Origin of the sequence: Mycobacterium deserti, assembly GCF_025345615.1 — a bacterium.
Lineage (GTDB): Bacteria > Actinomycetota > Actinomycetes > Mycobacteriales > Mycobacteriaceae > Mycobacterium > Mycobacterium deserti.
Genome location: NZ_JAODWD010000001.1, coordinates 632,536 through 657,633, shown reverse-complemented (window position 1 = coordinate 657,633; position 25,098 = coordinate 632,536). Strand labels below are relative to the sequence as shown.

The window sequence follows — 25,098 nt, the reverse complement described above, 5'->3', positions numbered from 1 at the left end:
GCCGGAAAGTCAGAATTCGGGCGCTCGCGGGAAGGATTTCCTATCCGCTGGGTAAGGGTTCGCCCGGCAGGCCACATGTGAAAGTTCTATGAGCGTGGTGACGGTTCGCTTTCCGGCCGCGACAATGATCACGTGACGTCTGCCCCGGTCAGCGAGCCGGGACCGCGCCGCGCGATTCTGGGTCAGCTGCCCAGGATGTACCGCGCCGACGGGTCCCCGATCCGCGTGCTTCTCGTCGACGACGAGCGCGCGTTGACCAATCTGGTGCGGATGGCGCTTCAGTACGAAGGCTGGGAGATCGATGTAGCCCACGACGCCGCCGAGGCCGTGGGCAAGTATCGGGCCAACACGCCGGACGTTCTCGTTCTCGACATCATGCTGCCGGACATGGACGGGCTCGGGGTGCTGGCCCAGATCCGCGACTCCGAGACGTACACGCCCACCTTGTTTCTCACCGCACGCGATTCGGTAGGGGACCGCGTCGCGGGGCTGACCGCCGGCGGTGACGACTACATGACCAAACCGTTCTCGCTCGAGGAGCTCGTCGCGCGGTTGCGCGGGTTGTTGCGCCGCTCGGCGTATCTGACACCGGCTGACGACGAGTCGCTGACGGTCGGCGACCTCGCGCTCGACGCCGCCAGCCGCGAGGTGACCCGCGGTGGTGTGCCGATCGCACTGACCTCGACCGAATTCGAGCTGTTGCGCTTCCTCATGCGCAACCCGCGACGGGCGTTGAGCCGCAAGGAGATTCTGCGCCGCGTATGGAACTACGACTTCGGCGGACGCTCCAGCATCGTGGACCTCTACGTCTCGTACCTCCGAAAGAAGGTCGACGCGGGGTCAGAACCCATGATCCACACCGTGCGCGGGGTCGGATACATGCTGCGGCCGTCCGAATGAGACGCACCTGGCAGAGCTGGACCTTGCTCCGGCAACTCGTCGTCGGCGTTTCGGCGGTGGTGATGGTCGCTCTGGTCACCTTCGGAACGGTGTCCGTGCTGTCGCTGCGGTCGTCGGTGCTGGGCATCATCGACGCCCAGCTGTCGGGATCCGCGGACGGGTTCAGCCAGTCGGTGACCAAGTACCGGACCACACCACTTCCGACGGGTCAGCTGCCGCCTCCGGGCGCCATGAAACCCCTGCGATACCTCATCGGGCAGGCGCCCGACAGCGTCATCGCGTTGGTCCAGAACGGCAAGGTCGTTGATTCGGCACATTTCATCGGCGGAGAGGCGCGGCCAGCGCCCGAGGCCGCCGTCGGCGCGATCGCCGACATGTCGTGGAGCGGCGTGGAACCGCGCACGGTCGAACTTCCCGGCCTCGGCTGGTACCGGATGGTCGGCCGGCCCGGCGACGGCGACGAGCTCCTCGTGACCGGCGTGTCCCGCACGCCCGCGTGGGAGGCGATGATCCGCGAAACCGCCCTCGTCGCCGGAATGACCGTGCTGGCGTTGGTGATCACGGCGATGAGCACCGTGGCGATCGTCCGGTTCGCGCTGCGCCCGCTGCGCCGCGTGGCCGCGACCGCCGCCGAGGTGGCGAGCCTCCCGCTCGATCGCGACAACCATGCGATCACCCCGCGGGTGCCCACCCGTGACACCGATCCGCGCACCGAGGTCGGACTGGTCGGCGACACGTTGAACCGCCTGCTGGATCACGTCGAGCGGGCACTGGCCGACGTCGCCGCGTCGGACCGCCGGATGCGGCAGTTCATCACCGATGCCAGCCACGAACTCCGCACCCCGTTGGCGGCCATTCACGGCTATGCCGAGTTGACCCGCCAGGACAGTGCCGTCCTGCCCGAGACCACTGAGTACTCGCTGGCGCGCATCGAAGCCGAGACCAGCCGGATGAATTCCTTGGTGGCCGACCTGCTGCTGCTGGCCCGGCTCGACGAGGGGCACGATCTGGATGCGGTCGACGTCGACCTCAACGACCTCCTCGTCGACGCCGTCAACGACGCGGCGGTGTCGGCCCCGACGCACAGGTGGCTGATCGAGGTGCCCGACCGCGCGGTGTGGGTCCGCGGCGACCGCGCACGGCTGCATCAGACGCTCGCCAACCTGTTGTCCAACGCGCGCGTGCACACACCCGAGGGCACCACGGTGACGACAGCCTTGACCGTTGGAGCCGCCGGACGGGCCGACGACGCATACGTCGAAGTGACGGTGGCCGACAATGGGCCGGGTATCGACTCGGGATTGCTGCCCCACTTGTTCGAGCGGTTTGTCCGCGCCGACAAATCACGGTCGCGGGAAGCGGGTAGTTTCGGGCTGGGGCTATCGATCGCTGCCTCCATCGTGGAGGCGCACGATGGCACCATCACTGCCGAATCCAACTCCAGCAGAACAGTGTTCACCGTGCGCCTGCCTATGGTGCCGCAGCTCGCTCAGCACGCCACGTCGACATAGACCGTATCGGAGATGATCATCGGCTCGATGTCGCTGCCGCGGACGTCGGTGGTCTGGTGCGTGACCCCGGGACGGACGGCGCTGACCGTGCAGGCGGACAGCGGGGCCGCGCCGGTCCGGTTGACGATCACGTGGTAGCCGCTTGCCTCGAGCGTGCGCACGGTTTCCTCGACCTGAGATGGTCCAGTGGGTGCGGCCGAGGCGATTCCGGCCAGGGCGACGGTAGACGCAGCCAAGGTGCTTACGGTAAAGCCAAGTGCGACATGAATATTCATTTTCTTGTCCTCCTATTTGGTGTGATGCCTTCGCATTTCAACTTAAGGACAATGCGCGACTTGGCCGGATCTTCATAGGGAACGCAAACCTTTGTAAACGATATGAAGAAGCAGACAGAGCGGGCTGAGGTCTTACAGAACTGAGACGTCTCGTCCTGCTCGCCCGCCCACGACGAGAAACGGCGTAGGCTTGCGTCACGGGGGTTCAGCCTCAGCCCCGTCGTATCGATATCACCCAGGGGTGATAATCATCGACACAAATCTTGCCCACCATTTGCAGCCATCGCGGACCCGGGTCGAGTTCGCAGATTTCGCCGACGCGGAGAAGTTCCTCAACGACGTATACGGCACCAGCCTTCGGCTCGAGCGCGCGTCAGAGGACCGATCGTCCGGCCTTGTTCTGCGCCACGCCCGAACCGCTGTCGGTCCGCTGGCGATTGAACAGGTCTACCTGGCCGGAGAAGTGAAGGCGGCCCCGGATCCGATCAACAAGGTCATGGCGGTCTGGGTGTCGAGCGGCGTGATCACCAGCGAATGCGCCGGCTTGAACAGCGAGACCTCCACCGATGAGATCGCGATGCTGTCGCAGCCGGATTTGCCCTACCGTACGTTCACGCACGATGTGCGGGCGATGACCGTGCTGTTGGACCCGGCGGTCGTGGCCGGGGTGGCGCGGAATGTGCCGCGCGACCAGGCGCCGCTACCCGTGCGGTTCACGAGTTTCACACCCGTGGACCTGGACGCGGCCCTGCTGTGGAAGAACACCGTTGCGTACGTGTCGAAGACCGTCATGGCCCCCGATGCGGTGGTCACGCCGCTCGTCGTCGGCCATGCCAGCCGACTTCTGGCGGCGGTCATGTTGTCCACCTTCCCCAACAATGCGACGGCGGAGGGTGCGAAGGCCCACGATCGCAGCGATGCCAAGCCGGTGTTGTTGCGCCGCGCCGTGGAGTTCATGGACGCCAACGCCACGAACGACATCTCGCTGGCCGACATCGCCGCGGCGATCCACGTGACGCCGCGCGCGGTGCAGTACATGTTCCGGCGGCACCTGGCGACCACACCGCTGCAGCATCTGCGCCGGATGCGTCTGCATTACGCCCACCTCGAGCTTTCGGCGGCCGATCGCTCGAATGACACGGTCACCGAGATCGCGGCGCGTTGGGGCTTTGCGCACACCGGTCGTTTTGCGGTGCTCTATCGCCATACGTATGGACAGAGCCCCCACACGACGCTGCGAGGGTGAGGCGCGGCGGCTCGACCGGGCCTTACATCCGGCTCTCGGCGCCGATGACCGCCCACACCGTTTTCCCGGGGCCGGTGGTGGCGTTGCCCCATGCCCTCGACAACGCGGCGACAATGCTCAGCCCCGACGGCCCCTGCCCACCGCTTGGTCTCTCGATGAGTTCCGCGAGCTTGGGGCTCTCGTCTTCGACAGCGACGGTCACCGTCTCACCGTCGGTCTCCAAGCGCAGGCTCGGCGCACTGCCGGTGTGATGCAGAACGTTTTCGACGAGCACCGTTGCGACCACCTTGGTGGCGGGAACGAGATCGGGTAGCGACCACATATCGAGCCAACCCGCGACCATGCGCCGTGCGCGCCACACGCTGCTGTTGTCGGCACGCAGGTGTCCGCCCGCCCGCTGCGCGAACTGCGGCGCACCGTGTTCGGCCGCCTGGACGGCCTGGTCGAGCGTCGCGTGCACCGGAACGTAGCGCGTGACGCCGTGACGTCGCACGACGTCCCGTCCCGCCGCGCGCGTACACACAAGCGCAAGGGGCGTCCGGGGCCAGACGCGAACCCGCCAGTGCGCGCTGGTGAACACCGTCCACGCCGACCGTGCGGGCACATCGAGATCGGTGACGTCGACGACCACGGCCGCCGGTTCCTTCAGGGCCGCACTGATTATCGTGTCGCGCAGCCTGCGGTAGGTCGTGCTGTCGAGCACACCATCGGCCTTGAGCACGGTGACAGAGGAGTTGGCGTCCGTGGTGATCGACAGTTCACTGACCCGATCAGCCATCAGCAGCTCCCATGTCGAGCGGTTACCCGTCCGGGGCGAGAGTCAGACCTTCGTCATCACGTTTTCTGCAAACATCTCGAGATTGCGGATCTTGTTCTCCAGCGGCTCGGTGTCCTGGCCGGTGATGTAAGGGATCCGGAATCCCACGACAACGTCGGTGACGCCCTTGTCCTCCAGGCGTTTTATTCCGTCGGGGGTGAACGCGTCCACCGAGATGACGTGAATCTCGAACGGACCCGTGTGGCCCCCTTCGGCGCGAATTTGGTTGAGCCGTTTTATCAGTCGATCCAACTCTTCGGGATCGCCGCCGCCGTGCATCCATCCGTCGCAACGAGCGGCGCGCTTCAACGCTGCGTCGGCGTGGCCGCCGACGAGGATGGGGATGGGTTCGGTGGGTGCAGGCGTCATCTTCGTCTTGGGGATGTCGTAGAACTCGCCGTGGAATTCGAAGTACTCGCCGCTCGTCAGGCCCCTGATGATCTCGATGCACTCATCCATGCGCTTGCCGCGCCGCGCGAACGGCACACCCATCAACTCGTAGTCCTCGGGCCAAGGGCTTGTTCCGACGCCGAGGCCCAGGCGGTTGCCGAACAGGGCTGCCAGCGACCCCGCTTGCTTGGCGACCAGGGCGGGCGGGCGGATCGGCAACTTGAGGACGAAGAAGTTGAACTTCAGCGTTGTGGTGACCGCGCAGAGCGCGCCCGCCATGACGAACGCCTCGATGAACGCCTTGCCGTCGAGGAACTCGCGACTGCCGTCGGGCGTGTAGGGGTATTTCGAGTCCGATTCGAAGGGGTAGGCGACGCTGTCGGGGATGGTCATCGCGTGGTATCCGGCTGCCTCGGCGGCCTTGGCCAGCGGGATGTAGTAGGCCGGATCGGTCATCGCCTCGGCGTAGGTGAATCGCACCCCGTGATACTAGAACCTGTTCTAGTGGCGGGTTTGAGGATCGGCCCGACGGGAAAGTTGTTGGGCATGAGCGCCGCCAAGACCGTATATAAACCTCTGTCGATTGCCAGCAGCGTCGTCGGTGGACTCATCGCGGGCAAGATCTTCACCGAGATCTGGCAGCGGATCAACCCGGACGACGAGGAGCCGGATCCCAAGGACCTCAGCCGCACGGCGCGCGAGGTGTTCATCGCCGCCGCGGTGCAGGGCTTGATCGTCGGCGTCGTACGAGCAGCGCTGGCCCGGGGACAGGCGAAGGGCTTCGCGGCGTTGACCGACGAAGATTTGAGCTAGCTGCACCGGGCACGATTACCTCCCGATGAGCGGCTCTATCCGCTGCTGATCTCGCGGGTTGTCGCGGTGGTGGTGCTCACTGTGGCGGGGCGTTCGTACGGCGGCGTGCCGACGCCGACCACGGAATAGCCGCCCTGTGGCGTCCGTTCAGTGAGGCGCGCCTCGGCGGTGCGACCGCCGATCGTCAGCGCGACCCGTTGGGGCAGCTTGGCGGTGTGGGGCAGAGAACCCAGAACGGTGCCCTGCCAGTGATATCGGCCGTCGATCGGATCGATGCGGCCGGTGAGCCGAACCCTGCTCACCGCTTCACCATCGGCTATATGCAGGGTTGCCTGGCCGTCGTACACCTCGTCGTCGAGCCCGCCGATTGACCCGAAGTCGAAGTCCGACGAGATCTTGTCGCGCATCCGGCGCCAATTCGTCTGTGTCGCACGTTCGTTGCAACTGCGCTGGGTGCTGTATCGGACTTCGATGCGGCTGCTGCCCCTACGCCTCATGCGCTCGAGGCACTCGCCGATGTAGCGCTTCTGCTGCGCCGAGTCGGGTCCGGTCAGGATGAAGTAGTTGGGGACGCCGTGAACCGCGACGCCGAGGAACGGCGTCAACTCGACGTTGTCCTTTACGGGAGTCTCTGGTAGCTGGCCGTTGGCGGCGATGACGATCCGGGCCTGCTGGGTCTGGTTGCGGGTGCGCACCGTCCACGTGTGTGTGGACTCGTCGAATGCGGCGTCGACGATCTCCTCGTCGACGAGCAGCACGTCGTCGGTCACAGGAAGTGGCTGCGTTTCCACATGCGTCGTGCGATCGGACCGAGCAACCCGACTTCGTCGAGAAACGCCGCCAATGGCGCGAACCCGAGTACCTGGGCCTCATGCCGGAACGGGCTGGAGCGGGCGATCCGACGAGCCTGCTTCGGGTCGAGTCCCACGCGCCGGTACGGCACCGGATTGGTGAACAGGTAGCGGAAGAAGAGTCCGCCGACACCGTTGATGTTGGCGACGAACGTCTTTGGCAACCACCTCATGTTCGGGGCCCGTTTGCGCAATCCGTCGCGGGCGAACTGGATGTGGCGGGCCTCCTCGGTGACGTGAATCCGCATCAGCCGCTGCACCATCGGCTGCAGGTCGGGATCATCCATCATTTGTCGCTGCAGCGAGTCGAAGATCTCCTCACCGACGAGAGCCGCGACCCACAGCATCGGCCCCTGGAACGCCATCGGCAGCAGGTTGATGATCACTCGCTGATACCGCTTGGGCCGCACGGGTTTTGCGCCGACCCGCTCGATCGCCTTGCCGAACATGACCATATGCCGGGTTTCGTCGCCCAACTCGGTCAGCTCGTAGTGTGTGGCGCGAGCCGTCGGATCCTGGTGCATCATCTTGCGCAGCAGCGCCTGATTGAGGATGTTCTCGAACCAGATGCCCGCCGACAGCGTGTTGACGAGCTCATGGCGCGACAGTTCGATCTGCTGCTCACGCGACATCGCGTCCCACAGCGGCGTGCCGTACAGCGAGACGACCTTGGGTGGCAGGAAGAACTTGTCCGGGTCCAGCGGGGCGTCCCAGTCGATGTCGACGATCGGCGCGTAGGACTTCTTCACCGAGCCCTTCAGCAGGCGTTCGGAGAACTCTTCACGCGTGGGTGCAGTCATCAGCGACGTCCCTTCGTTGACGGTTCCCAAAACGTAGGTCGGGGGTGACGATTAGTCAATACCTCGGGTACCGCATACCTCGGGTAGTAGCTGCTCACGGTGCACGTTTGTGCCGTCCGGGGGCGGGTAACGGTTGGGCATGGCCGTGGACCGCGATGCGCCGGAACAACACCTGGATCCCGACGACTCGCGTAAGCCCGAGTCGCCCACCGATCTGACCAAACCGTCGTTCTTGTACGTACTGCGCAAGACCGCGCGGGAGTTCGGCCACGACCAGTGCACCGACCTGGCTGCCGCGCTCACTTACTACGCGGTGCTGTCGCTGTTTCCGGCGCTGCTGGTGATGGTTTCGCTGCTCGGCGTCTTCGGACAGGGGCGCCGCACCACCGACGCCATGCTCGACATCGTCTCCGATGTGGCGCCGGCGTCGGCAGTGGACACCCTGCGCCCCACCGTGCAGCAGCTTGTCGAGTCACCGTCGGCAGGCTTCGCGTTGCTCATCGGCATCCTGACGGCGTTGTGGTCGGCATCGGGGTATGTCGGCGCCTTCGGCCGCGCGATGAACCGCATCTACGAGATCGACGAAGGTCGCCCCGTATGGAAGCTGCGGCCGATGCAGCTGGTCCTGACACTCGGCGGTCTGGTCATGGCTGCCGCCGTTGCATTCATGCTCGCGGTCAGCGGACCGGTCGCACGCGCCGCCGGCCAGGCCATCGGGCTGGGTGACGCGGCGGTGACCACCTGGAACATCGCGCGCTGGCCGGTGATCCTGGTACTGGTCGTCGCTGCCGTGGCGGTCCTGTACTACACGACACCAAACGTCAAGCAGCCCAAGTTCCGGTGGATGAGTGTGGGCGCCGCGTTGGCGATTCTCACCTGGATCGTGGCGTCGATCGGCTTCGCAATCTACGTCGCCAACTTCAGCAGTTACAACAAGACGTACGGCGCGTTGGCGGGCGTCATCGTCTTCTTGCTATGGATTTGGATCACCAACCTGGCGCTGCTGTTCGGGGCCGAGTTGGACGCGGAGCTGGAACGAGGACGACAGCTGCAGGCAGGCATCCCCGCCGAACGGGAATTGCAGTTGCCGCCGAAAGACACCCGCGTCATCGAGAAGACGGAAGCCGCGATCGAGAAGGACGTCGAGCGCGGCAGGCGGCTGCGGAGCAGTCGCGGGCAGGACACGTAGCGCATACTCGCCTGCGTGACTCGTCGGATCCACGTCATCGGCATCGGCGCGGGCGACCCGGACCATGTGACGGCCCAGGCGGTGGCCGCGCTGAACGACACGCACGTGTTCTTCGCGATGGACAAGGGTTCGGAGAAAGACGACCTCGTCGTGCTGCGCCGCCACATCTGCGAGCGGTTCATCACCGCACCCGGCTACCGGTTCGTCGCGCTGTCCGACCCGCCGAGGGCCAGGACCGCGTCGGACAGTCCGGCCTATCGGCAGGCGGTCGCGGACTGGCATGCGGCCCGAGCGCGCGTCTGGGCCGAGGCCATCGAGACCGAGCTCGAGCCCGACGGCGTCGGTGCCTTCCTCGCCTGGGGTGATCCCTCGCTATACGACAGCACCCTGCGCATCCTCGACGCCGTCGCGGCCCACGTCGACTTCTCCTACGACGTCATTCCCGGCATCTCCGCGATCCAGGCGCTCACAGCGCGGCATCGCATCCCGCTCAACGACGTCGGAGAGCCGGTGCTCATCACCACGGGGAGGCAGCTACGCGAGCATGGGTTGTCGGGCAGCGCCGTGGTAATGCTCGACGCGGACTGTTCATTCCGCGATTGCCGGCCCGAGACCCGGATCTGGTGGGGCGCCTATCTGGGCACGCCCGACGAACTCCTGATGTCGGGGACGGTGGGGGAGGTGGGGCGTCGGATCGTCGAACTGCGCGCCGAGGCCCGCGCCCGACACGGCTGGATCATGGACACCTATCTGTTGCGTTCGGCAGACTAGCCGCGTGGGATTCCTGCTGCGGGCCGCACTGACCGGCGTTGCGCTCTGGGTGGTGACGCTCATCGTGCCCGGCATCCGATTCGTCGGCGGCGACTCGACGCTGGCCGAGATCGGCATCATATTCGTTGTCGCCGTGATCTTCGGGCTGGTCAACGCGGTGATCAAGCCGATCGTGCAGTTCATCTCGATTCCGCTGTACATCCTGACGCTCGGCCTGTTCCACGTCGTGATCAACGCCCTGATGTTGTGGATCACGTCGCAGATCACCGAGCACACCACCCATTGGGGCCTGTTCATCGACGACTTCTGGTGGACCGCGATCTGGGCGGCGATCGTGCTGTCGGTCGTGAGCTGGCTGCTGTCGCTGGTCACCGGCGGCGTCGGACGACGCGCCCGGGATTGATCGGCACACTGGACACATGCCCGAACTGCCCGAGATCGAAGCGCTCGCCGATCACCTGCGTCGCCATGCGGTCGGCCGACAGATCGGGCGCATCGACGTGTCGGCGTTCTCGGTGCTCAAGACGTTCGACCCGCCGATCACCGCCCTGAACGGCCAGACCGTCACCGAGGCCAACCGGTGGGGCAAGTATCTCGGCGTGCAGGTCGGCGACCTGCACCTGATCACGCACCTGTCGCGGGCGGGCTGGCTGAAGTGGTCCGAGAAGCTGGCGGCGGCGCCGCTCAAGCCGGGCAAAGGGCCGATCGCGTTGCGGGTCCACCTCGGCACACCCGGCGAGGCCCCGGGATTCGACCTGACCGAGGCGGGCACACAGAAGCGCCTCGCCGTGTGGTTGGTCGATGACCCGGTGAAGGTGCCCGGTATCGCCGCGCTGGGCCCGGATGCGCTGTCGCTGGGTCCCGACGACCTGGCCAACGTGCTCAAAGGCAACAGCGGCCGGATCAAGACCGTGATCACCGACCAGAAAGTGATCGCGGGCATCGGCAACGCCTACAGCGACGAGATCCTGCATGTCGCGCGGGTGAGTCCGTTCGCGACGGCGGGCAAGCTCACCGATGCGCAGCTGGCCGCGCTGCACGACGCGATGATCACTGTCCTGACCGACGCCGTCACCCGGTCCGTCGGCCAGCAGGCGGCGACGCTCAAGGGCGAGAAGCGCTCGGGTCTGCGCGTGCACGCCCGAACAGGCCTGCCGTGTCCCGTTTGCGGCGACCCCGTCCGTGAGGTGTCGTTCGCCGACAAGTCGTTTCAGTACTGCGCGACGTGCCAGACCGGCGGCAAGGTCTTGGCCGACCGGCGGATGTCGCGCCTGCTCAAGTAAATCGGCGGTAGGACGCCAGCGCCGCTACAGGGGTAGCGGCCGATTGGGGCTCGTCTGTCCATGATGCTTAAGCTGTCGGCGTGCAACGGCAGAAGATCCTGATCACTGGCGCGAGCTCCGGACTCGGTGAGGGCATGGCGCGCGCGTTCGCCGCGAAGGGCCGCGACCTCGCGTTGTGCGCGCGTCGCGTCGACCGCCTCGAGGAACTCAAGGCCGAACTGCTCGAGCGTCACCCCGGTATCAGCGTCGCGGTGGCCGCACTCGACGTCAACGACCACGAGCAGGTGCCGAAGGTCTTCGCCGAGCTGTCCGACGAGCTGGGCGGCATCGACCGCGTCGTCGTCAACGCGGGCATCGGCAAGGGTGCGCCGCTCGGGTCAGGCAAGTTGTGGGCCAACAAGGCGACAATCGAGACCAATCTCGTTGCGGCGCTTGTGCAGATCGAGACCGCGATCGAAATGTTCAAGCAGGCCGGCGGCGGGCATCTCGTGCTGGTGTCCTCGGTGCTGGGGAACAAGGGCGTGCCCGGCGTCAAGGCCGCCTACGCCGCCAGCAAGGCAGGCGTGTCGTCGCTGGGAGAGTCCCTGCGCGCGGAGTTCGCCAAGGGCCCGATCAAGGTCACCACGCTCGAGCCGGGCTACATCGAGTCGGAGATGACAGCCAAGTCGGCGTCGACGATGTTGATGGTGGACAACGCAACCGGCGTCAAGGCGATGGTCGATGCGATGGAGCGCGAGGCCGGCCGTGCCGCGGTTCCGTGGTGGCCGTGGGCTCCGCTGGTGCAGGTCATGCGTGTGCTACCGCCGCAGTTGACGAAATATTTTGCTTAGACACTCTTAAGGTTTAGGCGCTCGGCGAGCGTGGTAGTCCTCGTTCATGATCAAACTGACGAAGATGACCCCCGTGTTGTTCGCGGGCGCTGCGGCAGCTGCGATCGCCGCTGCGCCCATCGCAGGTGCTCAGCCGGCACCTCCGCCGTGTGTGAATGCCGATGGCACACCGTGTTCCAGCATCGGCAGTGTCGACGGTGGCGGCGCCGATGTCGCCATCCCCAACGGCCCCGTTGGCAGCGCTGACGGTGGCGGCGCCCAGGGCGTGATCCCCGGTGGTCCTGGCGGCGAAGCCGGCGCCGGCGGTGCCAGTGGATCGTTGGCTCCGAACGGACCCGGCGGCGCGGCAGGCCCCGATGGTGCCAGCGGCTGCCTTCCGAACGTTGGCTGCCTGACGATGCCCGCCCCGTAATCGTCCACTGAATCGCCTCCTCGCGGCGCACGTTCCTTCGGGAGCGTGCGCCGCTTCCGTGCGTCGGTTCACCGACAGCGGTGGCGTTGTTAGCGCTTGACAAACCATTGGGTTTTCACAACACTATGTTGCATGAGTCCGGTGAGGCGGGGGAAAACCCTCCCGATCCACAACCGCATCGGCGTCCTGCGCGCCGAGCGGCGGATGACGCGGGCCGAACTCGCCGAATTGGTCGACATCAACCCGCAGACTGTCGGCGCACTGGAGCGGGGCGATCACTACCCCAGCCTCGATCTGGCGTTCCGGATATGCGACGTGTTCGACCTGCCGGTCGAAGCCGTGTTCTCCCGCACGGAGTTCACCCCGCTGTCCGCCGAGCTCTACCGAAAGACCCGAGCGCAAGGAGACGACACCCATGAATGAGACACCCCCGTCCGTCCTGCAGGCGGAGCCGACTCTGATCGATCGGTACCAGAACTTCCGCACCCGGCGGTTCCTCAAACGCGAGCGCGCCTATAGGAACTTGCTGCCCGGCTGGCGCACGCAGCGACGGCGCCGGGTTCTGGTCGTCGTGCTGGGTTTCACTTTCGTGTTCATGTTCGCGGTGAGTGTGCTGTGCGCGTTCGGCATTGAGCGCGCGCCGCTGCTGTGGTTCCCCGCCTGCCTGGTCTTCTTCCCGGCGTGGAGCGTGCTCCAGATCGTCTCCGGTCGGCAGGGCGACGCCCCGCAGGCAGCGCTCGACGAGTACGAGGTGCAGCAGCGCAACACCGCACGCTCGATCGGCCTCACCGTGACGCAGTACCTGATGCTGGTGCCGATCTTCTATCTGATCTTCGGCGCGACCTTCACCGGCGGCACCGACACGAACATGGCCTATGCGGGTGGCCTGATGGCGCTGACCGTGCTGACATTCGCTGGCTGCCTGCCCGCGATGATCCTCGGCTGGATCCGGCGCGACCCCGAGGCCTAGGCGCTGCGGCCGCGCTCCGCACGGTAGTGCCGTACCAGGGCGTCGGTCGACGAATCCGATTGTGCAGCAGGCGGATCGTCGTTGGTGATCACCGGCAGCAGCGCCTTGGCCTGGGTCTTGCCGAGCTCCACACCCCACTGGTCGAACGAATCGATGCCCCAGATGACGCCCTCGGTGAAGACCTGGTGCTCGTAGAGAGCGATCAACTGGCCGACCACCGACGGTGTCAACTTTGTGCCGAGAATGCTTGTGGTGGGCCGGTTTCCGGGCATCACCTTGTGTGGCACCACATCCGGCGGGGTGCCCTCGTCGGCGATCTCGTCGGCGGTCTTGCCGAACGCCAGCACCTGGGTCTGCGCGAAGAAATTGCTCATCAGCAGGTCGTGCATGCTGCCCGTGCCGTCGGCCGTCGGAAGATCGTCGGTCGGTTGGGAGAAGCCGATGAAGTCGGCGGGCACCAGTCGCGTGCCCTGATGCAGCAATTGGTAGAACGCGTGCTGGCCGTTGGTTCCCGGTTCGCCCCAGAAGATTTCGCCAGTGTCGCCAACGGCAGGGGTGCCGTCGGCCCGCACCGACTTGCCGTTGGACTCCATGGTCAGCTGCTGCAGATATGCCGCGAACCGCGCCAGGTCGTTGCTGTAGGGCAGGACTGCCCGCGACTGCGCGCCGAAGAAATTGTTGTACCACAGGCCGATCAACCCGAGCAGCGCAGGCGCGTTGGCCTCAAGGGGCGCGGTGCGGAAATGCTCGTCGACGAGATGGAAGCCGGCCAGGAACTCGGCGAACCGCTCCCTGCCGATCGCGGCCATCACGCTCAGTCCGATGGCGCTGTCGACGGAATAGCGGCCACCGACCCAGTCCCAGAAGCCGAACATGTTGTCGGTGTTGATGCCGAAGTCGTCGACGAGCTTCTTGTTGGTCGACACCGCGACGAAGTGCTTGGCCACCGCGGCGTCGCCGAGAGAGTCGGTGAGCCAACGCCGCGCCGCCGTCGCATTGGTCAGGGTTTCGAGCGTCGAGAAGGTTTTCGAAGCGACGATGAAAAGCGTTGTGGCGGGATCGAGTCCGTCGAGCTTGGCCACCAGGTCCGCCGGATCGACGTTAGAGACGAAGCGCGCGGATATGCCCGCGTCGGCGTAATGCCGTAGGGCCCCGTACACCATCACCGGACCGAGGTCCGATCCGCCGATACCGATGTTGACGACGGTAGTGATGCGTTCACCGGTGGCGCCGGTCCACTCGCCGCTGCGAAGCCGGTCGGTGAAGTCGCCCATCCTGTCGAGCACCTCGTGCACATCGGTGACGACGTCCTGGCCGTCGACGGACAGCTGCGCACCGCGTGGCAGCCGCAGCGCGGTGTGCAAAACGGCGCGGTCCTCGGAGGTGTTGATGTGCACGCCGGAGAACATCGCGTCGCGACGCTGCTCGAGCCGAGCCGCGCGGGCCAAGTCGATCAGCAGCGAGAGCGTGTCGCGAGTGAGCCGGTGCTTGCTGTAATCGATGTAGAGGTCACCGACCGTGAGCACCAGTTCGGTGCCGCGTGCCGGGTCGGCGTCGAAAAGCTCACGCAGGTGCTTGTCGCCGATCTCATCGTGGTGGCGCTGCAGGGCCTGCCAGGCTTGCGAGGTCGCGATGTCGGGAATCTGCTGCGCTTCGGCACTCATGGGCTCGACCTTAATGCGGCCAAATGACCAAAGGTGTAAGAGAGAGTTATGGACACCGAGAAGACTCAAGCACTGCTCAAGTCAGTCCCCACCGGAATCTGGATCGGTGGTGAGGAGCGCGATGGCAAGTCGACTTTCGACGTGCTGGACCCGTCGGACGACTCCGTGTTGGCCGCCGTCGCCGACGCCGACGCCGAGGACGCGGTCGCCGCGCTGGACGCCGCCTGCGCAGTGCAAGCCGAGTGGGCGGCGACGCCGCCGCGCGAACGCGGCGAGATCCTGCGGTCGGTGTTCGAGACCATCACCGAGCGTGCCGAGGACATCGCCACGCTGATGACGCTCGAGATGGGCAAGGTGCTGCCCGAGAGCATGGGCGAGGTCAAGTACGGCAGCGAGTTCTTCCGGTGGTTCGCCGAAGAGGCGGTGCGCATCGCGGGACGGTTCACCCCCAGCCCGGCGGGAACCGGTCGCGTGCTGGTGACCAAGCAACCCGTGGGCCCGTGCTTTGCGATCACGCCGTGGAACTTCCCGCTGGCGATGGGCACCCGCAAGATCGGCCCGGCATTCGCCGCGGGCTGCACCATGATCGTCAAGCCTGCGCAGGAGACCCCGCTGACGATGCTCTATCTGGCCAAGCTGATGGACGAGGCGGGGTTGCCGAAGGGCGTGCTGTCGGTGGTGCCGACCAGCAACCCGGGCCCGGTCACCGAAGCGCTGATCAACGACGGCAGGCTGCGCAAGCTGACCTTCACGGGGTCCACCGGTGTCGGCAAGTCTCTGGTCAAGCAGTCGGCCGACAAGCTGCTGCGCACGTCGATGGAACTCGGCGGCAACGCGCCGTTCGTCGTGTTCGACGACGCCGACGTCGACGCCGCCGTCGACGGCGCGATCCTGGCCAAGATGCGCAACGGCGGGGAGGCCTGCACCGCGGCCAACCGCTTCCACGTCGCCAATTCCGTGCGCGAGGAATTCACCGAGAAACTGGTGAAGCGGATGAGCGAGTTCACGCTCGGCAAGGGCCTCGACGAGAACGCCACGCTGGGGCCGCTGATCAACGCCAAGCAGGTCGCGACGGTCGAGGATCTGGTGTCCGATGCGGTGTCGCGCGGTGCGACGGTCGCGGTCGGCGGGGTGGCGCCCGGCGGGCCAGGACACTTCTACCCGGCGACCGTGCTGGCCGACGTGCCCGCCGACGCCCGCATCCTCAAAGAAGAGGTGTTCGGGCCCGTCGCGCCGATCACCGGCTTCGACACCGAGGAGGAGGGCATCGCCGCGGCCAACGACACCGAGTACGGCTTGGCGGCCTATATCTACACCAGGGATCTGGACCGCGCGCTGCGGGCGGCCGAGGGCGTCCAGTCCGGAATGGTCGGCATCAATCGCGGTGTGATCTCCGATCCGGCCGCGCCGTTCGGCGGGGTCAAGGAATCCGGGTTCGGGCGCGAGGGCGGTTCCGAGGGCATCGAGGAGTATCTCGACGTGAAGTACATCGCCCTGACGAAGTAGGGTCCCCCGGAGCCGCTCGGCGGCGACATTCTGTCAGCGCGCCTTCCGGGTACGAGCGCCCCGCGCACCTACACTTCCGCCAGTGCGCCAGGCCATTCCCGCACTCGACGGCATCCGCGCCGTGGCGGTCGCACTTGTGCTGGCCGACCACGGCGGCATCCCCGGTTTGTCAGGCGGCTTCCTCGGCGTCGACGTGTTCTTCGTGCTCAGCGGATTCTTGATCACCTCGCTGCTGCTCGACGAACGGGCCCGAACCGGGCGAATCGCACTGCGCGACTTCTGGATCCGACGGGCCAGGCGACTGCTGCCCGCGCTGTTGGTGATGGTGCTCGCCGTGGTGGCCGCGCGCGACGTCTTTTCGCCCGAGGCCACCGCCACCCTGCGCGACGACGCCGTCGCCGCGTTTTTCTGGGTGTCCAACTGGGCTTTCGTCGCGCAGCGGACCGACTACTTCGCCCAGGGCGCCCCGCCGTCGCCGCTGCAGCACACCTGGTCGCTGGGCGTCGAGGAGCAGTACTACCTGCTGTGGCCCATCGTGATCATCGCGGTCGCGTTGGCGTTTCGCTCCCGCCTGCGGTTGGCCGTCTTCGTGCTCGCGACGGCAGGCGTGCTGGCATCGGCGGCCGCGGCGATCGTGTTCACCACCGAGACCACGGTGAACCGCATCTACTTCGGCACCGACATCCGCGCGCAGGCGCTCCTGGTCGGCGCCGCCGCCGCGGCACTGCTGGTCCGCGACTGGACATCGGTCACGCTCGGCGGTCCGTACCTGCGCACGCGCTGGGCGCGATGGGTGGCCCGCATCCTGCCGTTCGTCGGACTGGCGGTGCTGGGCGTCGCCGCGCACTACGCGACGGGCAGTGTCGACGACTTCCGCGCCGGCCTGCTGATCGTGGTGGCGCTTGCGGCGGTGCTCGTCGTCGCGCCGGTGGCCGTGGAACAGGACGGTCCGGTTGCGCGCGTGCTGGCGTGGCGGCCACTGGTGAGCCTCGGTGCGATCTCCTACGGTGTGTACCTCTGGCACTGGCCGATCTTCCTGGCGCTCAACGGGGAACGCACGGGCTGGTCGGGCTGGCCGCTGTTCGTGCTTCGCTGCGCGTTGACGGTCGCGGTGGCAGCGGCGTCGTGGTGGCTGCTCGAACAGCCGATCCGCCGGTGGCGTCCCGTCATCGTGCCGATGCTGCCGCTGGCGGGCGCGACAGCCGCCACCGCCGCTGTGGTGACGATGACGGTGCTGCCCGTCGGGGTCAAACCCGACGTCCCGCCGGGGCCCGCGATTGATTCCGCCGCTCTCGTCGCTCCGGAGCGGCCCGTCGAAGTCCGCCTGCCGTCGGCCCACGAGCCCGGCACCAGGAGCGTCGCGGTCTTCGGCGACTCCGTCGCGTGGACGGTCATGCGATACCTGCCGCCGACGCCGGGGCTCGCGTTCACCAACTACACGACCATCGGGTGCGGCATCGCGCGCGGCGGCCCCTACCGGTACACCGGCCAGACGCTGAACCAGAAACCCGAATGCGACACCTGGCCGAGCCGGTGGTCGCAGCGCATCAACCACGACCGGCCCGACGTGGCGCTCATGATCGTCGGCCGGTGGGAGGTCGTCGACCGGATCAACGAGGGCCGCTGGACCCACATCGGCGAAGACGGATATGACGCATACCTGCGCGGCGAACTCAACCGTGCGCTCGACATCCTGTCCTCGACGGGCGCGCAGGTCGTCGTCACCACCGAGCCCTACAACCGACGCGCCGAGAAGCCGGACGGCAGCCTGTATCCCGAAGACGACCCGGATCGCGTCGACGAATGGAACGCGTTGCTGCGCAGCGTCGCCGCCAAGCGACCGAACGTCAGCGTGCTGGACCTCAACGAGAAGCTGAGCCCCAACGGGGTGTACACCAACCGGGTCGACGGCATCCGCGTGCGCAGCGACGGCGTGCACCCGACGCCGGAGGCGGTGGAGTGGATGACTCCGTGGCTGGTGAAGGCCCTGCGCTAGTGGCCGAGGCGGCCGCGGCCCAGGCGCAGCAGCAGCATCGCGAGGTCTTTGCCCTCGGGGCCGAGCACGCTGTAGCGCTCGATGACCTTCATTTCTCGGCTGTGCACCAGCCGGGTGCCGCCTGAGGCCATGCGGGCCTGCCCGATGAGTTTGGATACCTCGGCGCGCCGCTGAACCGCTTCCAGGATCGCGGCGTCGAGCCGGTCGATCTCCTGGCGCAGGTCGTCGATGTCAGCGGGACTCTGTTCGGCTTCGATCGTCATATCGTTCTCCGGATTCTCGTTGTGTGGGGGTTTTGGTCTCATCCGTATCCGGGCCTCACACAAGAGACGAGCCCCGGATCGCAGAAGCGGACCGCGGGGCTCTTTTCGAAGCAGCTAGACCACGGGCACCGCTGGCCGGTACCCGTAAAAAAATCGTCCTTGCTGCATGAGCACGAATCGAGTGTGCCACTAGGGCCGCGTCTGCGCAAAAGTGTCATGTGGCGGCTGCGCCACGGTGTCGCCGGGCAGCGGTAAATTCGACAGAACATGTCTCTTGCCACCGAATCAGACCACTTGCTCGACGGACTCAACCCGCAGCAGCGCCAAGCCGTCCTGCACGAGGGCACGCCGCTGCTCATTGTCGCCGGGGCGGGCTCGGGCAAAACCGCCGTGCTCACCCGCCGGATCGCCTACCTGCTGGCCGCGCGTGAGGTCGGCGTCGGGCAGGTGCTGGCCATCACCTTCACCAACAAGGCCGCCGCCGAGATGCGCGAGCGCGTGGCGCAGCTGGTGGGCCCGCGCGCGCGGGCGATGTGGGTGTCGACGTTCCACTCCACCTGCGTGCGGATCCTGCGCAACCAGGCCTCGCTGCTGCCGGGCCTGAACTCCAACTTCTCTATCTACGACGCCGACGACTCGCGCCGGCTGCTCTTGATGATCGGCAAGGACCTTGGCCTCGACACCAAGCGGTACTCGCCGCGGTTGCTGTCCAACGGCATCTCCAACCACAAGAACGAATTGATCGGTCCGGAGCAGGCGGCCGCGGAGGCCTCGGAGGCGGGGGAGGAGCTGCCGCGGATCATCGCCGAGGTCTACGCCGAATATCAACGCCGGCTGCGGGCGGCCAACGCCCTGGACTTCGACGACCTCATCGGCGAGACGGTGGCTGTCCTACAGGCTTTTCCGCAGATCGCGCAGTACTACCGGCGGCGCTTCCGGCACATCCTGGTCGACGAGTACCAGGACACCAACCATGCGCAGTACGTGCTCGTGCGCGAGCTCGTAGGCCGCGAGACCGAGGACGGGGTCGCGCCCGCCGAGCTGTGCGTGGTGGGCGACGCGGATCAGTCCATCTACGCGTTCCGCGGGGCGACCATCCGCAACATCGAGGACTTCGAGCGCGACTACCCGAACGCCACAACGATTCTGCTGGAACAGAATTACCGGTCCACGCAGAACATCTTGAACGCGGCCAACTCGGTGATCTCGCGCAACGCGGGCCGTCGCGAGAAGCGGCTGTGGACCGACGAGGGCGACGGCGAGCTGATCGTCGGATACGTCGCCGACAACGAGCACGACGAAGCGCGCTTCGTCGCCCAGGAGATCGACAGGCTCGCAGACCAGGGCGGCTACAGCTACAACGATGTCGCGGTGTTCTACCGCACCAACAACTCCTCGCGGGCGCTGGAGGAAGTCTTCATCCGCGCCGGGATCCCGTACAAAGTCGTTGGGGGAGTGCGCTTCTACGAGCGCAGGGAGATCCGCGACATCGTCGCCTACCTGCGGGTGCTCGACAATCCCGGCGACTCGGTGAGCATGCGTCGCATCCTCAACACCCCGCGCCGGGGCATCGGTGACCGTGCCGAAGCTTGCGTGGCGGTGTACGCGGAGAACACCGGCTCGTCGTTCAACGACGCGCTGCAGGCGGCCGCCGAGGGCAGGGTGCCGATGCTCAACACCCGCTCGGAGAAGTGCATCAAGGGTTTCGTCGAGCTGCTCGACGAGCTGCGTGGCCGTCTTGACGGCGAACTGGGTGAGCTGGTCGAGGCGGTGCTCGACCGCACCGGCTACCGCACCGAACTCGAGTCGTCGAGCGATCCGCAGGATCTGGCGCGGTTGGACAACCTCAACGAATTGGTCAGCGTCGCACACGAATTCAGCATCGATCTGGCCAATGCGCAGGCATTGAGCGAGGACGAGCCCATCGACGAGGACATCCCCGACACCGGTGTGCTGGCGCAGTTCCTCGAACGCGTCTCGCTGGTCGCCGACGCCGACGAGTTACCCGAGCACGGCGCGGGTGTGGTGACGATGATGACGCTGCATACCGCCAAAGGCCTCGAATTCCCAGTGGTTTTCGTGACGGGCTGGGAGGACGGGATGTTCCCGCACATGCGGGCACTGGGCGATCCAACTGAGCTGTCCGAGGAACGACGGCTCGCCTACGTCGGCATCACCAGGGCGCGTCAGCGGCTTTATCTCAGCAGGGCCAAGGTCCGCTCGTCGTGGGGCCAGCCGATGCTCAACCCGGAATCCCGCTTCCTCAAAGAGATTCCGCAGCACCTCATCGACTGGCGGCGTACCGATCCGACACCGTCGTTCAGTGCGCCCGTCAGCGGGGCGGGGCGGTTCGGCACGCCGCGACCCTCACCGACGCGATCGGCGGCCGGAAAGCGTCCGCTGGTGGTGCTCGAGCCCGGCGACCGCGTCAACCACGACAAATATGGGCTCGGCCGCGTCGAGGAAGTCACCGGCGTCGGCGAATCGGCCATGTCGCTGATCGACTTCGGCAGCGCCGGACGGGTCAAACTGATGCACAACCACGCGCCGGTGAGCAAGCTCTAGCGCGCTTTCGCCCACCGGCCGGTCGCGGGCAGCAGAGCCAACACGATGCTGGCTAGCGGCAGGATCGGTATCGCGTACACCACCGGCGGCAGCTTCGCGCCCGCGACGAACAGGCTCGAGAAGATCAGCAGCGCGACGACCGAGCCGACGACGATCAGCAGCCTGCTCATCCGGCGGCGCAGCAGCAGGCCGATCAGGCCCGCGATGACCGCCGCCGCCGAGATCGCGGTGAGGAAACCGACGGCGACGCAGAACAGCCGGTCACTGCGCCACCATCCGGTGATCAGGTCGGTCGCGATAACCGTTGTCGCCCAACCAGACATGATGCTGACGACGGCCGTGGCGATCGCGGTGCGCGGATTCGGCCGGGTGGCCGGCACGGTGACGGGCCTTGCGCGCGGGATGTAACTTGTCTGCGGCTCCGCGGCTGCGACCGGGAACTCGCCGGTGGGGTGACGACGGATGATGCCGGTATGCGATTCGCTGCTGTCGGCACTTCGGCCGAGCGCCTCGTCGCTGCTGACGGGGATTTCGCCGGTGGGGTGGCGGCGGATTATCTGTGGAGAACTAGGGGCTCCGGTATCGCTGTCGTCGCTGGCCACTCAGCCAGAGTAGTTGCCCGGCGAGAGTCCGCGTTTGGCCAGCCAACCGGTCGGGTCCACGCGGTCGGTGCCGCCCAGCAGCACCTCGAAATGCAGGTGCGGACCGGTCGAATTGCCGGTGTTGCCCATCTTGGCGATCTGGTCGCCTGCCCAGACCCGCTCGCCGATCTCGACCGACCACGAACTGAGATGGCCGTAGACCGTCACGGTGCCGTCGGCGTGCCGCAGCTTCACCCAGTTTCCGTAACCGCCCTGCGGGCCCGCGGCGATGACGACGCCGTCGGAAGCCGCGAGGATCGGGGTGCCGATGGAATTGGCGATGTCGATGCCGCCGTGCAGCACGCCCCAGCGGTATCCGAAGCCCGATGTCCACACGCCCTTGGTCGGCATCACGAACATCGGCCGCTGCAGTCGGGCCTCACGATCGGCGCGCTCCTGCGCGAAGGCCGCAGCTTTCTGGATCTCCTCGGTGTGTACCGAGTTGGACGCCGGCGCAACGGTGATGACCTGCATGCCGTCCACCGAGCCGGTGACGACGCCTGCGCCGCCCATCACCGCCTGGTCGGCGGCCAGCACGGTCTCGGCGGGCTCATCGGTGGCGTTGGACATCGAGTAGGCGCCCGCGGCCGTCGCGCCCACGGCCATGGCCGCGACCATCAGGCGGCCCTTCACCGGGACGTCCTGCTTGCGGTGCGCACCGCCGCGGCGGCCGCTGATGTCGATGATGTCGGTCGCGGCCACGCCGTCACTGACGTCGGTGTGGCTGTCGCGATAGGCGTAGGACGACTGATCCCGGGTGCGGCGCGCGTCGCGCGGGTCGGAACGGAACTCCGAGGGCACCGCAAGGCGCATCGGGAGTTGGTCGTCGGTGTCGGCCAGGTCGTCGAGCTCGGGCGCGTAGATGACCTGGGATTCGCGGTCGAATGCGCTGTTCTCGCGGAACTCCAGCTCATCGAGCTTGCCGAACTCGTTGAACGGGATGATGTCCGTGATCTCGGCGGGGCGTTCAGGGACCTGAGTTACGCGACCGTCGAATCGCCGATTCGTCGACACCCGTTGGGGTGAGCGGGGCGAACGGTGCGATGCCAACCTGAAATGTCCTTTGTGCCGTGACCTAAACGTGATCTAGACCAGAGGCACGTTAACCAAATCCCAATGTTGGTGGCAACCCAAGCGGGTATTCCGGCGGCGATTGTGACATGTATCACTGTGGCCGCGCGGTGAGATCTGACACATGAGCGGTGGGCGGTGCCAACGCTCTGTGCGCGTGTGGATAAAGTTCCCACGAGCCGATGGGCTGTAAACCTTCGAATTAACTTGACCGTCAACGCAGACAGACAGTGAGTCAATGGATCTCTTCGAATACCAGGCGAAAGAGCTGTTCGCCAAGCACAACGTACCCACCACACCCGGCCGGGTGACCGACTCCGCCGAGGACGCCAAGGCGATCGCCGAGGAGATCGGCAAGCCCGTCATGGTCAAGGCACAGGTCAAGACCGGCGGTCGCGGCAAGGCCGGCGGCGTGAAGTACGCGGAGACCGCCGACGACGCCTTCACCCACGCGCAGAACATCCTTGGTCTCGACATCAAGGGACACGTCGTCAAGAAGCTCCTGGTCGCCGAGGCGAGCGACATCGCCGAGGAGTACTACATCTCGTTCCTGCTGGACCGCTCGAATCGCACCTACCTGGCGATGTGCTCGGTCGAGGGCGGCATGGAGATCGAAGAGGTCGCCGCGAGCAAGCCGGACCGGTTGGCCCGCGTCCCCGTCGACGCCACCAAGGGCGTCGACGAGGCGTTCGCCCGCGAGATCGCCGAGAAGGGCCACCTGCCCGAGGAGGTGCTCGACGCCGCCGCGGTGACCATCGCCAAGCTCTGGGAGGTGTTCGTCAAGGAGGACGCCACGCTGGTCGAGGTGAACCCCCTGGTGCGCACGCCCGACGATCAGATCCTGGCGCTGGACGGCAAGGTCACCCTGGATGCGAACGCGGACTTCCGGCACGAGGACCACGCGGAGTTCGAGGACAAGGACGCGTCGGACCCTCTCGAGCAGAAGGCGAAGGAGCACGACCTGAACTACGTCAAGCTCGACGGTCAGGTCGGCATCATCGGCAACGGCGCCGGTCTGGTGATGTCCACGTTGGACGTGGTCGCCTACGCCGGTGAGAAGCACGGCGGCGTCAAGCCCGCCAACTTCCTCGACATCGGCGGCGGCGCCTCGGCCGAGGTCATGGCTGCCGGTCTGGACGTCATCCTGGGCGACGAGCAGGTCAAGAGCGTGTTCGTCAACGTCTTCGGTGGCATCACCGCCTGCGACGCGGTTGCCAACGGCATCGTCAACGCCCTGAAGATCCTCGGCGACGAGGCCAACAAGCCGCTGGTCGTCCGCCTCGACGGCAACAACGTCGAGGAGGGCCGCCGCATCCTCGCCGAGGCCAAGCACCCGCTGGTGACCGAAGTCGGCACGATGGACGACGCCGCCGACAAAGCCGCCGAGCTGGCGAACAAGTAAAGACATTAAGGAGACATGACCCATGTCTATATTCCTGAACGCAAATTCGAAGGTCATCGTCCAGGGCATCACCGGCGGCGAGGGCACCAAGCACACCGCGCTGATGCTCAAGGCCGGCACGCAACTGGTCGGCGGCGTGAACTCGCGCAAGGCCGGAACGACGGTGTCGCACAAGGACAAGGACGGCAACGAGGTCGAGCTGCCCGTGTTCGGGTCCGTCGGTGAGGCCATGAAGGAGACTGGGGCCGACGTATCGGTGGTCTTCGTGCCGCCGAAGTTCGCCAAGGACGCCATCATCGAGGCCATCGACGCCGAGATCCCGCTGCTCGTCGTCATCACCGAGGGAATCCCGGTGCAGGACAGCGCCTATGCGTGGGCCTACAACGTCGAGAAGGGGCAGAAGACCCGCATCATCGGGCCGAACTGCCCGGGCATCATCACCCCCGGTGAGGCGCTGGCGGGCATCACCCCGGCGAACATCACCGATTCGGGCCCGGTCGGCCTGGTGTCGAAGTCGGGCACCCTGACTTATCAGATGATGTTCGAGTTGCGCGATTTCGGCTTCTCGACCGCCATCGGCATCGGCGGCGACCCGGTCATCGGCACCACGCACATCGACGCGATCGAGGCGTTCGAGAAGGACCCCGACACGAAGGTCATCGTGATGATCGGTGAGATCGGCGGCGACGCCGAGGAGCGCGCGGCCGATTACATCAAGGACAACGTGACCAAGCCGGTCGTCGGTTACGTGGCGGGCTTCACCGCCCCCGAGGGCAAGACGATGGGCCACGCCGGCGCGATCGTGTCGGGTTCGTCGGGCACCGCGGCCGCCAAGAAGGAGGCCCTCGAGGCCGCGGGCGTGAAGGTGGGCAAGACGCCGTCGGAGACCGCAAACCTGGCGCGGGAGATCCTGAAGAGCCTCTAGAAGTTCG

Annotated in this window: 26 protein-coding genes and 1 pseudogene; 18 read left to right on the top strand and 9 right to left on the bottom strand. The window is 66.4% G+C overall.

The window, feature by feature from the left end; genetic code table 11:
- Positions 1-195: 195 nt before the first annotated feature.
- Both N4S67_RS03265 and N4S67_RS03260 read left to right on the top strand, forming a co-directional pair.
- Positions 196-900, top strand: a complete 705-nt coding sequence (locus tag N4S67_RS03265; RefSeq protein WP_260992032.1) for a response regulator transcription factor — start codon at positions 196-198, stop codon at positions 898-900.
- A complete protein-coding gene (locus N4S67_RS03260; RefSeq protein WP_260991486.1) occupies positions 897-2,411 on the top strand; it encodes a sensor histidine kinase in 1,515 nt (504 codons plus the stop codon). The genes N4S67_RS03265 and N4S67_RS03260 overlap by 4 nt, the downstream gene beginning before the upstream one ends.
- On the opposite strand, the gene N4S67_RS03255 is transcribed toward N4S67_RS03260, so the two are convergent.
- On the bottom strand, positions 2,390-2,647 hold the full coding sequence (locus N4S67_RS03255; protein ID WP_313959922.1) for a hypothetical protein: 258 nt from the start codon (positions 2,645-2,647) through the stop codon (positions 2,390-2,392). The two genes, N4S67_RS03260 and N4S67_RS03255, sit on opposite strands and share 22 nt — an antisense overlap.
- Before the next feature lie 502 nt (positions 2,648-3,149).
- On the opposite strand from N4S67_RS03255, the gene N4S67_RS03250 reads away from it, so the two are divergent.
- Complete coding sequence (locus N4S67_RS03250) at positions 3,150-3,932, top strand: helix-turn-helix transcriptional regulator (protein ID WP_390893197.1); 783 nt, start codon at positions 3,150-3,152, stop codon at positions 3,930-3,932.
- 22 nt (positions 3,933-3,954) lie between these two features.
- On the opposite strand, the gene N4S67_RS03245 is transcribed toward N4S67_RS03250, so the two are convergent.
- Together N4S67_RS03245 and N4S67_RS03240 are read right to left on the bottom strand one after the other, a co-directional pair.
- On the bottom strand, positions 3,955-4,710 hold the full coding sequence (locus tag N4S67_RS03245; RefSeq protein ID WP_260991483.1) for an ATP-binding protein: 756 nt from the start codon (positions 4,708-4,710) through the stop codon (positions 3,955-3,957).
- A 42-nt stretch (positions 4,711-4,752) separates the two neighbouring features.
- Positions 4,753-5,619 (bottom strand): LLM class flavin-dependent oxidoreductase, encoded by an 867-nt coding sequence (locus N4S67_RS03240; protein ID WP_260991482.1) that lies wholly within the window; start codon positions 5,617-5,619, stop codon positions 4,753-4,755.
- A gap of 66 nt (positions 5,620-5,685) precedes the next feature.
- On the opposite strand from N4S67_RS03240, the gene N4S67_RS03235 reads away from it, so the two are divergent.
- Complete coding sequence (locus tag N4S67_RS03235) at positions 5,686-5,952, top strand: DUF4235 domain-containing protein (RefSeq protein ID WP_260991481.1); 267 nt, start codon at positions 5,686-5,688, stop codon at positions 5,950-5,952.
- A gap of 35 nt (positions 5,953-5,987) precedes the next feature.
- Here the strand turns inward: N4S67_RS03235 and N4S67_RS03230 are convergent, their stop codons facing one another.
- Together N4S67_RS03230 and N4S67_RS03225 are read right to left on the bottom strand one after the other, a co-directional pair.
- A complete protein-coding gene (locus tag N4S67_RS03230; RefSeq protein ID WP_260991480.1) occupies positions 5,988-6,722 on the bottom strand; it encodes a DUF4873 domain-containing protein in 735 nt (244 codons plus the stop codon).
- Positions 6,719-7,603 (bottom strand): AurF N-oxygenase family protein, encoded by an 885-nt coding sequence (locus tag N4S67_RS03225; RefSeq protein ID WP_260991479.1) that lies wholly within the window; start codon positions 7,601-7,603, stop codon positions 6,719-6,721. The genes N4S67_RS03230 and N4S67_RS03225 overlap by 4 nt, the downstream gene beginning before the upstream one ends.
- A gap of 139 nt (positions 7,604-7,742) precedes the next feature.
- On the opposite strand from N4S67_RS03225, the gene N4S67_RS03220 reads away from it, so the two are divergent.
- From N4S67_RS03220 to N4S67_RS03180, 9 genes and pseudogenes are all read left to right on the top strand, one after another.
- Positions 7,743-8,792 (top strand): YihY/virulence factor BrkB family protein, encoded by a 1,050-nt coding sequence (locus N4S67_RS03220; protein ID WP_260991478.1) that lies wholly within the window; start codon positions 7,743-7,745, stop codon positions 8,790-8,792.
- Positions 8,793-8,807: 15 nt separating this feature from the next.
- Complete coding sequence (cobF, locus tag N4S67_RS03215; protein WP_260991477.1) at positions 8,808-9,563, top strand: precorrin-6A synthase (deacetylating); 756 nt, start codon at positions 8,808-8,810, stop codon at positions 9,561-9,563.
- A 4-nt stretch (positions 9,564-9,567) separates the two neighbouring features.
- Positions 9,568-9,966 carry a phage holin family protein gene (locus N4S67_RS03210; RefSeq protein ID WP_260991476.1) on the top strand — a complete coding sequence of 133 codons (399 nt, stop codon included), beginning with the start codon at positions 9,568-9,570 and terminating at the stop codon, positions 9,964-9,966.
- Positions 9,967-9,982: 16 nt separating this feature from the next.
- Positions 9,983-10,225: pseudogene (locus N4S67_RS03205) on the top strand (DNA-formamidopyrimidine glycosylase family protein); the annotation flags it as partial.
- A 147-nt stretch (positions 10,226-10,372) separates the two neighbouring features.
- Positions 10,373-10,846: a zinc finger domain-containing protein gene (locus tag N4S67_RS03200; protein WP_260992031.1), complete on the top strand. Its 474-nt coding sequence runs from the start codon at positions 10,373-10,375 to the stop codon at positions 10,844-10,846.
- An 80-nt stretch (positions 10,847-10,926) separates the two neighbouring features.
- Positions 10,927-11,676, top strand: a complete 750-nt coding sequence (locus N4S67_RS03195) for an SDR family oxidoreductase (protein WP_260991475.1) — start codon at positions 10,927-10,929, stop codon at positions 11,674-11,676.
- Between the two features lie 46 nt (positions 11,677-11,722).
- Positions 11,723-12,088: a hypothetical protein gene (locus N4S67_RS03190; RefSeq protein ID WP_260991474.1), complete on the top strand. Its 366-nt coding sequence runs from the start codon at positions 11,723-11,725 to the stop codon at positions 12,086-12,088.
- 132 nt (positions 12,089-12,220) lie between these two features.
- Positions 12,221-12,511 (top strand): helix-turn-helix transcriptional regulator, encoded by a 291-nt coding sequence (locus N4S67_RS03185; RefSeq protein ID WP_260991473.1) that lies wholly within the window; start codon positions 12,221-12,223, stop codon positions 12,509-12,511.
- Positions 12,504-13,058 carry a hypothetical protein gene (locus N4S67_RS03180; RefSeq protein WP_260991472.1) on the top strand — a complete coding sequence of 185 codons (555 nt, stop codon included), beginning with the start codon at positions 12,504-12,506 and terminating at the stop codon, positions 13,056-13,058. The genes N4S67_RS03185 and N4S67_RS03180 overlap by 8 nt, the downstream gene beginning before the upstream one ends.
- Here the strand turns inward: N4S67_RS03180 and pgi are convergent.
- The gene (gene pgi, locus N4S67_RS03175; RefSeq protein ID WP_260991471.1) at positions 13,055-14,722 is read right to left on the bottom strand and encodes a glucose-6-phosphate isomerase; all 1,668 of its coding nucleotides are present in this window, start codon (positions 14,720-14,722) and stop codon (positions 13,055-13,057) included. The genes N4S67_RS03180 and pgi overlap by 4 nt on opposite strands.
- A gap of 48 nt (positions 14,723-14,770) precedes the next feature.
- Between pgi and N4S67_RS03170 the strand changes: the two genes are divergently transcribed.
- Both N4S67_RS03170 and N4S67_RS03165 read left to right on the top strand, forming a co-directional pair.
- Complete coding sequence (locus N4S67_RS03170) at positions 14,771-16,228, top strand: NAD-dependent succinate-semialdehyde dehydrogenase (RefSeq protein WP_260991470.1); 1,458 nt, start codon at positions 14,771-14,773, stop codon at positions 16,226-16,228.
- 82 nt (positions 16,229-16,310) lie between these two features.
- Positions 16,311-18,224, top strand: coding sequence for an acyltransferase family protein (locus tag N4S67_RS03165; RefSeq protein ID WP_260991469.1), 1,914 nt, complete (start codon positions 16,311-16,313; stop codon positions 18,222-18,224).
- On the opposite strand, the gene N4S67_RS03160 is transcribed toward N4S67_RS03165, so the two are convergent.
- Complete coding sequence (locus N4S67_RS03160) at positions 18,221-18,529, bottom strand: chorismate mutase (RefSeq protein WP_260991468.1); 309 nt, start codon at positions 18,527-18,529, stop codon at positions 18,221-18,223. The genes N4S67_RS03165 and N4S67_RS03160 overlap by 4 nt on opposite strands.
- A gap of 225 nt (positions 18,530-18,754) precedes the next feature.
- Here N4S67_RS03160 and pcrA point away from each other — a divergent pair, with 225 nt between their 5' ends.
- On the top strand, positions 18,755-21,052 hold the full coding sequence (gene pcrA, locus N4S67_RS03155; RefSeq protein WP_260991467.1) for a DNA helicase PcrA: 2,298 nt from the start codon (positions 18,755-18,757) through the stop codon (positions 21,050-21,052).
- Here the strand turns inward: pcrA and N4S67_RS03150 are convergent.
- Entirely contained in the window at positions 21,049-21,654 is a 606-nt protein-coding gene (locus tag N4S67_RS03150; protein WP_260991466.1) for a hypothetical protein, read from the bottom strand. The genes pcrA and N4S67_RS03150 overlap by 4 nt on opposite strands.
- On the bottom strand, positions 21,655-22,743 hold the full coding sequence (locus N4S67_RS03145; RefSeq protein ID WP_260991465.1) for a M23 family metallopeptidase: 1,089 nt from the start codon (positions 22,741-22,743) through the stop codon (positions 21,655-21,657).
- A 259-nt stretch (positions 22,744-23,002) separates the two neighbouring features.
- Here N4S67_RS03145 and sucC point away from each other — a divergent pair, with 259 nt between their 5' ends.
- Complete coding sequence (gene sucC / locus N4S67_RS03140) at positions 23,003-24,166, top strand: ADP-forming succinate--CoA ligase subunit beta (RefSeq protein ID WP_260991464.1); 1,164 nt, start codon at positions 23,003-23,005, stop codon at positions 24,164-24,166.
- Positions 24,167-24,188: 22 nt separating this feature from the next.
- Positions 24,189-25,091 (top strand): succinate--CoA ligase subunit alpha, encoded by a 903-nt coding sequence (gene sucD, locus N4S67_RS03135; protein ID WP_260991463.1) that lies wholly within the window; start codon positions 24,189-24,191, stop codon positions 25,089-25,091.
- Positions 25,092-25,098 lie beyond the last annotated feature (7 nt).

Coding starts and splice junctions, on each gene's coding strand:
- N4S67_RS03220 (WP_260991478.1), top strand. CDS start 7,743: ATGGCCGTGGACCGCGATGCGCCGGAACAACACCTGGATCCCGACGAC.
- N4S67_RS03245 (WP_260991483.1), bottom strand. CDS start 4,710: ATGGCTGATCGGGTCAGTGAACTGTCGATCACCACGGACGCCAACTCC.
- N4S67_RS03260 (WP_260991486.1), top strand. CDS start 897: ATGAGACGCACCTGGCAGAGCTGGACCTTGCTCCGGCAACTCGTCGTC.
- pgi (WP_260991471.1), bottom strand. CDS start 14,722: ATGAGTGCCGAAGCGCAGCAGATTCCCGACATCGCGACCTCGCAAGCC.
- N4S67_RS03180 (WP_260991472.1), top strand. CDS start 12,504: ATGAATGAGACACCCCCGTCCGTCCTGCAGGCGGAGCCGACTCTGATC.
- N4S67_RS03225 (WP_260991479.1), bottom strand. CDS start 7,603: ATGACTGCACCCACGCGTGAAGAGTTCTCCGAACGCCTGCTGAAGGGC.
- N4S67_RS03190 (WP_260991474.1), top strand. CDS start 11,723: ATGATCAAACTGACGAAGATGACCCCCGTGTTGTTCGCGGGCGCTGCG.
- N4S67_RS03160 (WP_260991468.1), bottom strand. CDS start 18,529: ATGAGACCAAAACCCCCACACAACGAGAATCCGGAGAACGATATGACG.
- N4S67_RS03185 (WP_260991473.1), top strand. CDS start 12,221: ATGAGTCCGGTGAGGCGGGGGAAAACCCTCCCGATCCACAACCGCATC.
- N4S67_RS03170 (WP_260991470.1), top strand. CDS start 14,771: ATGGACACCGAGAAGACTCAAGCACTGCTCAAGTCAGTCCCCACCGGA.
- sucC (WP_260991464.1), top strand. CDS start 23,003: ATGGATCTCTTCGAATACCAGGCGAAAGAGCTGTTCGCCAAGCACAAC.
- pcrA (WP_260991467.1), top strand. CDS start 18,755: ATGTCTCTTGCCACCGAATCAGACCACTTGCTCGACGGACTCAACCCG.
- N4S67_RS03235 (WP_260991481.1), top strand. CDS start 5,686: ATGAGCGCCGCCAAGACCGTATATAAACCTCTGTCGATTGCCAGCAGC.
- N4S67_RS03265 (WP_260992032.1), top strand. CDS start 196: ATGTACCGCGCCGACGGGTCCCCGATCCGCGTGCTTCTCGTCGACGAC.
- sucD (WP_260991463.1), top strand. CDS start 24,189: ATGTCTATATTCCTGAACGCAAATTCGAAGGTCATCGTCCAGGGCATC.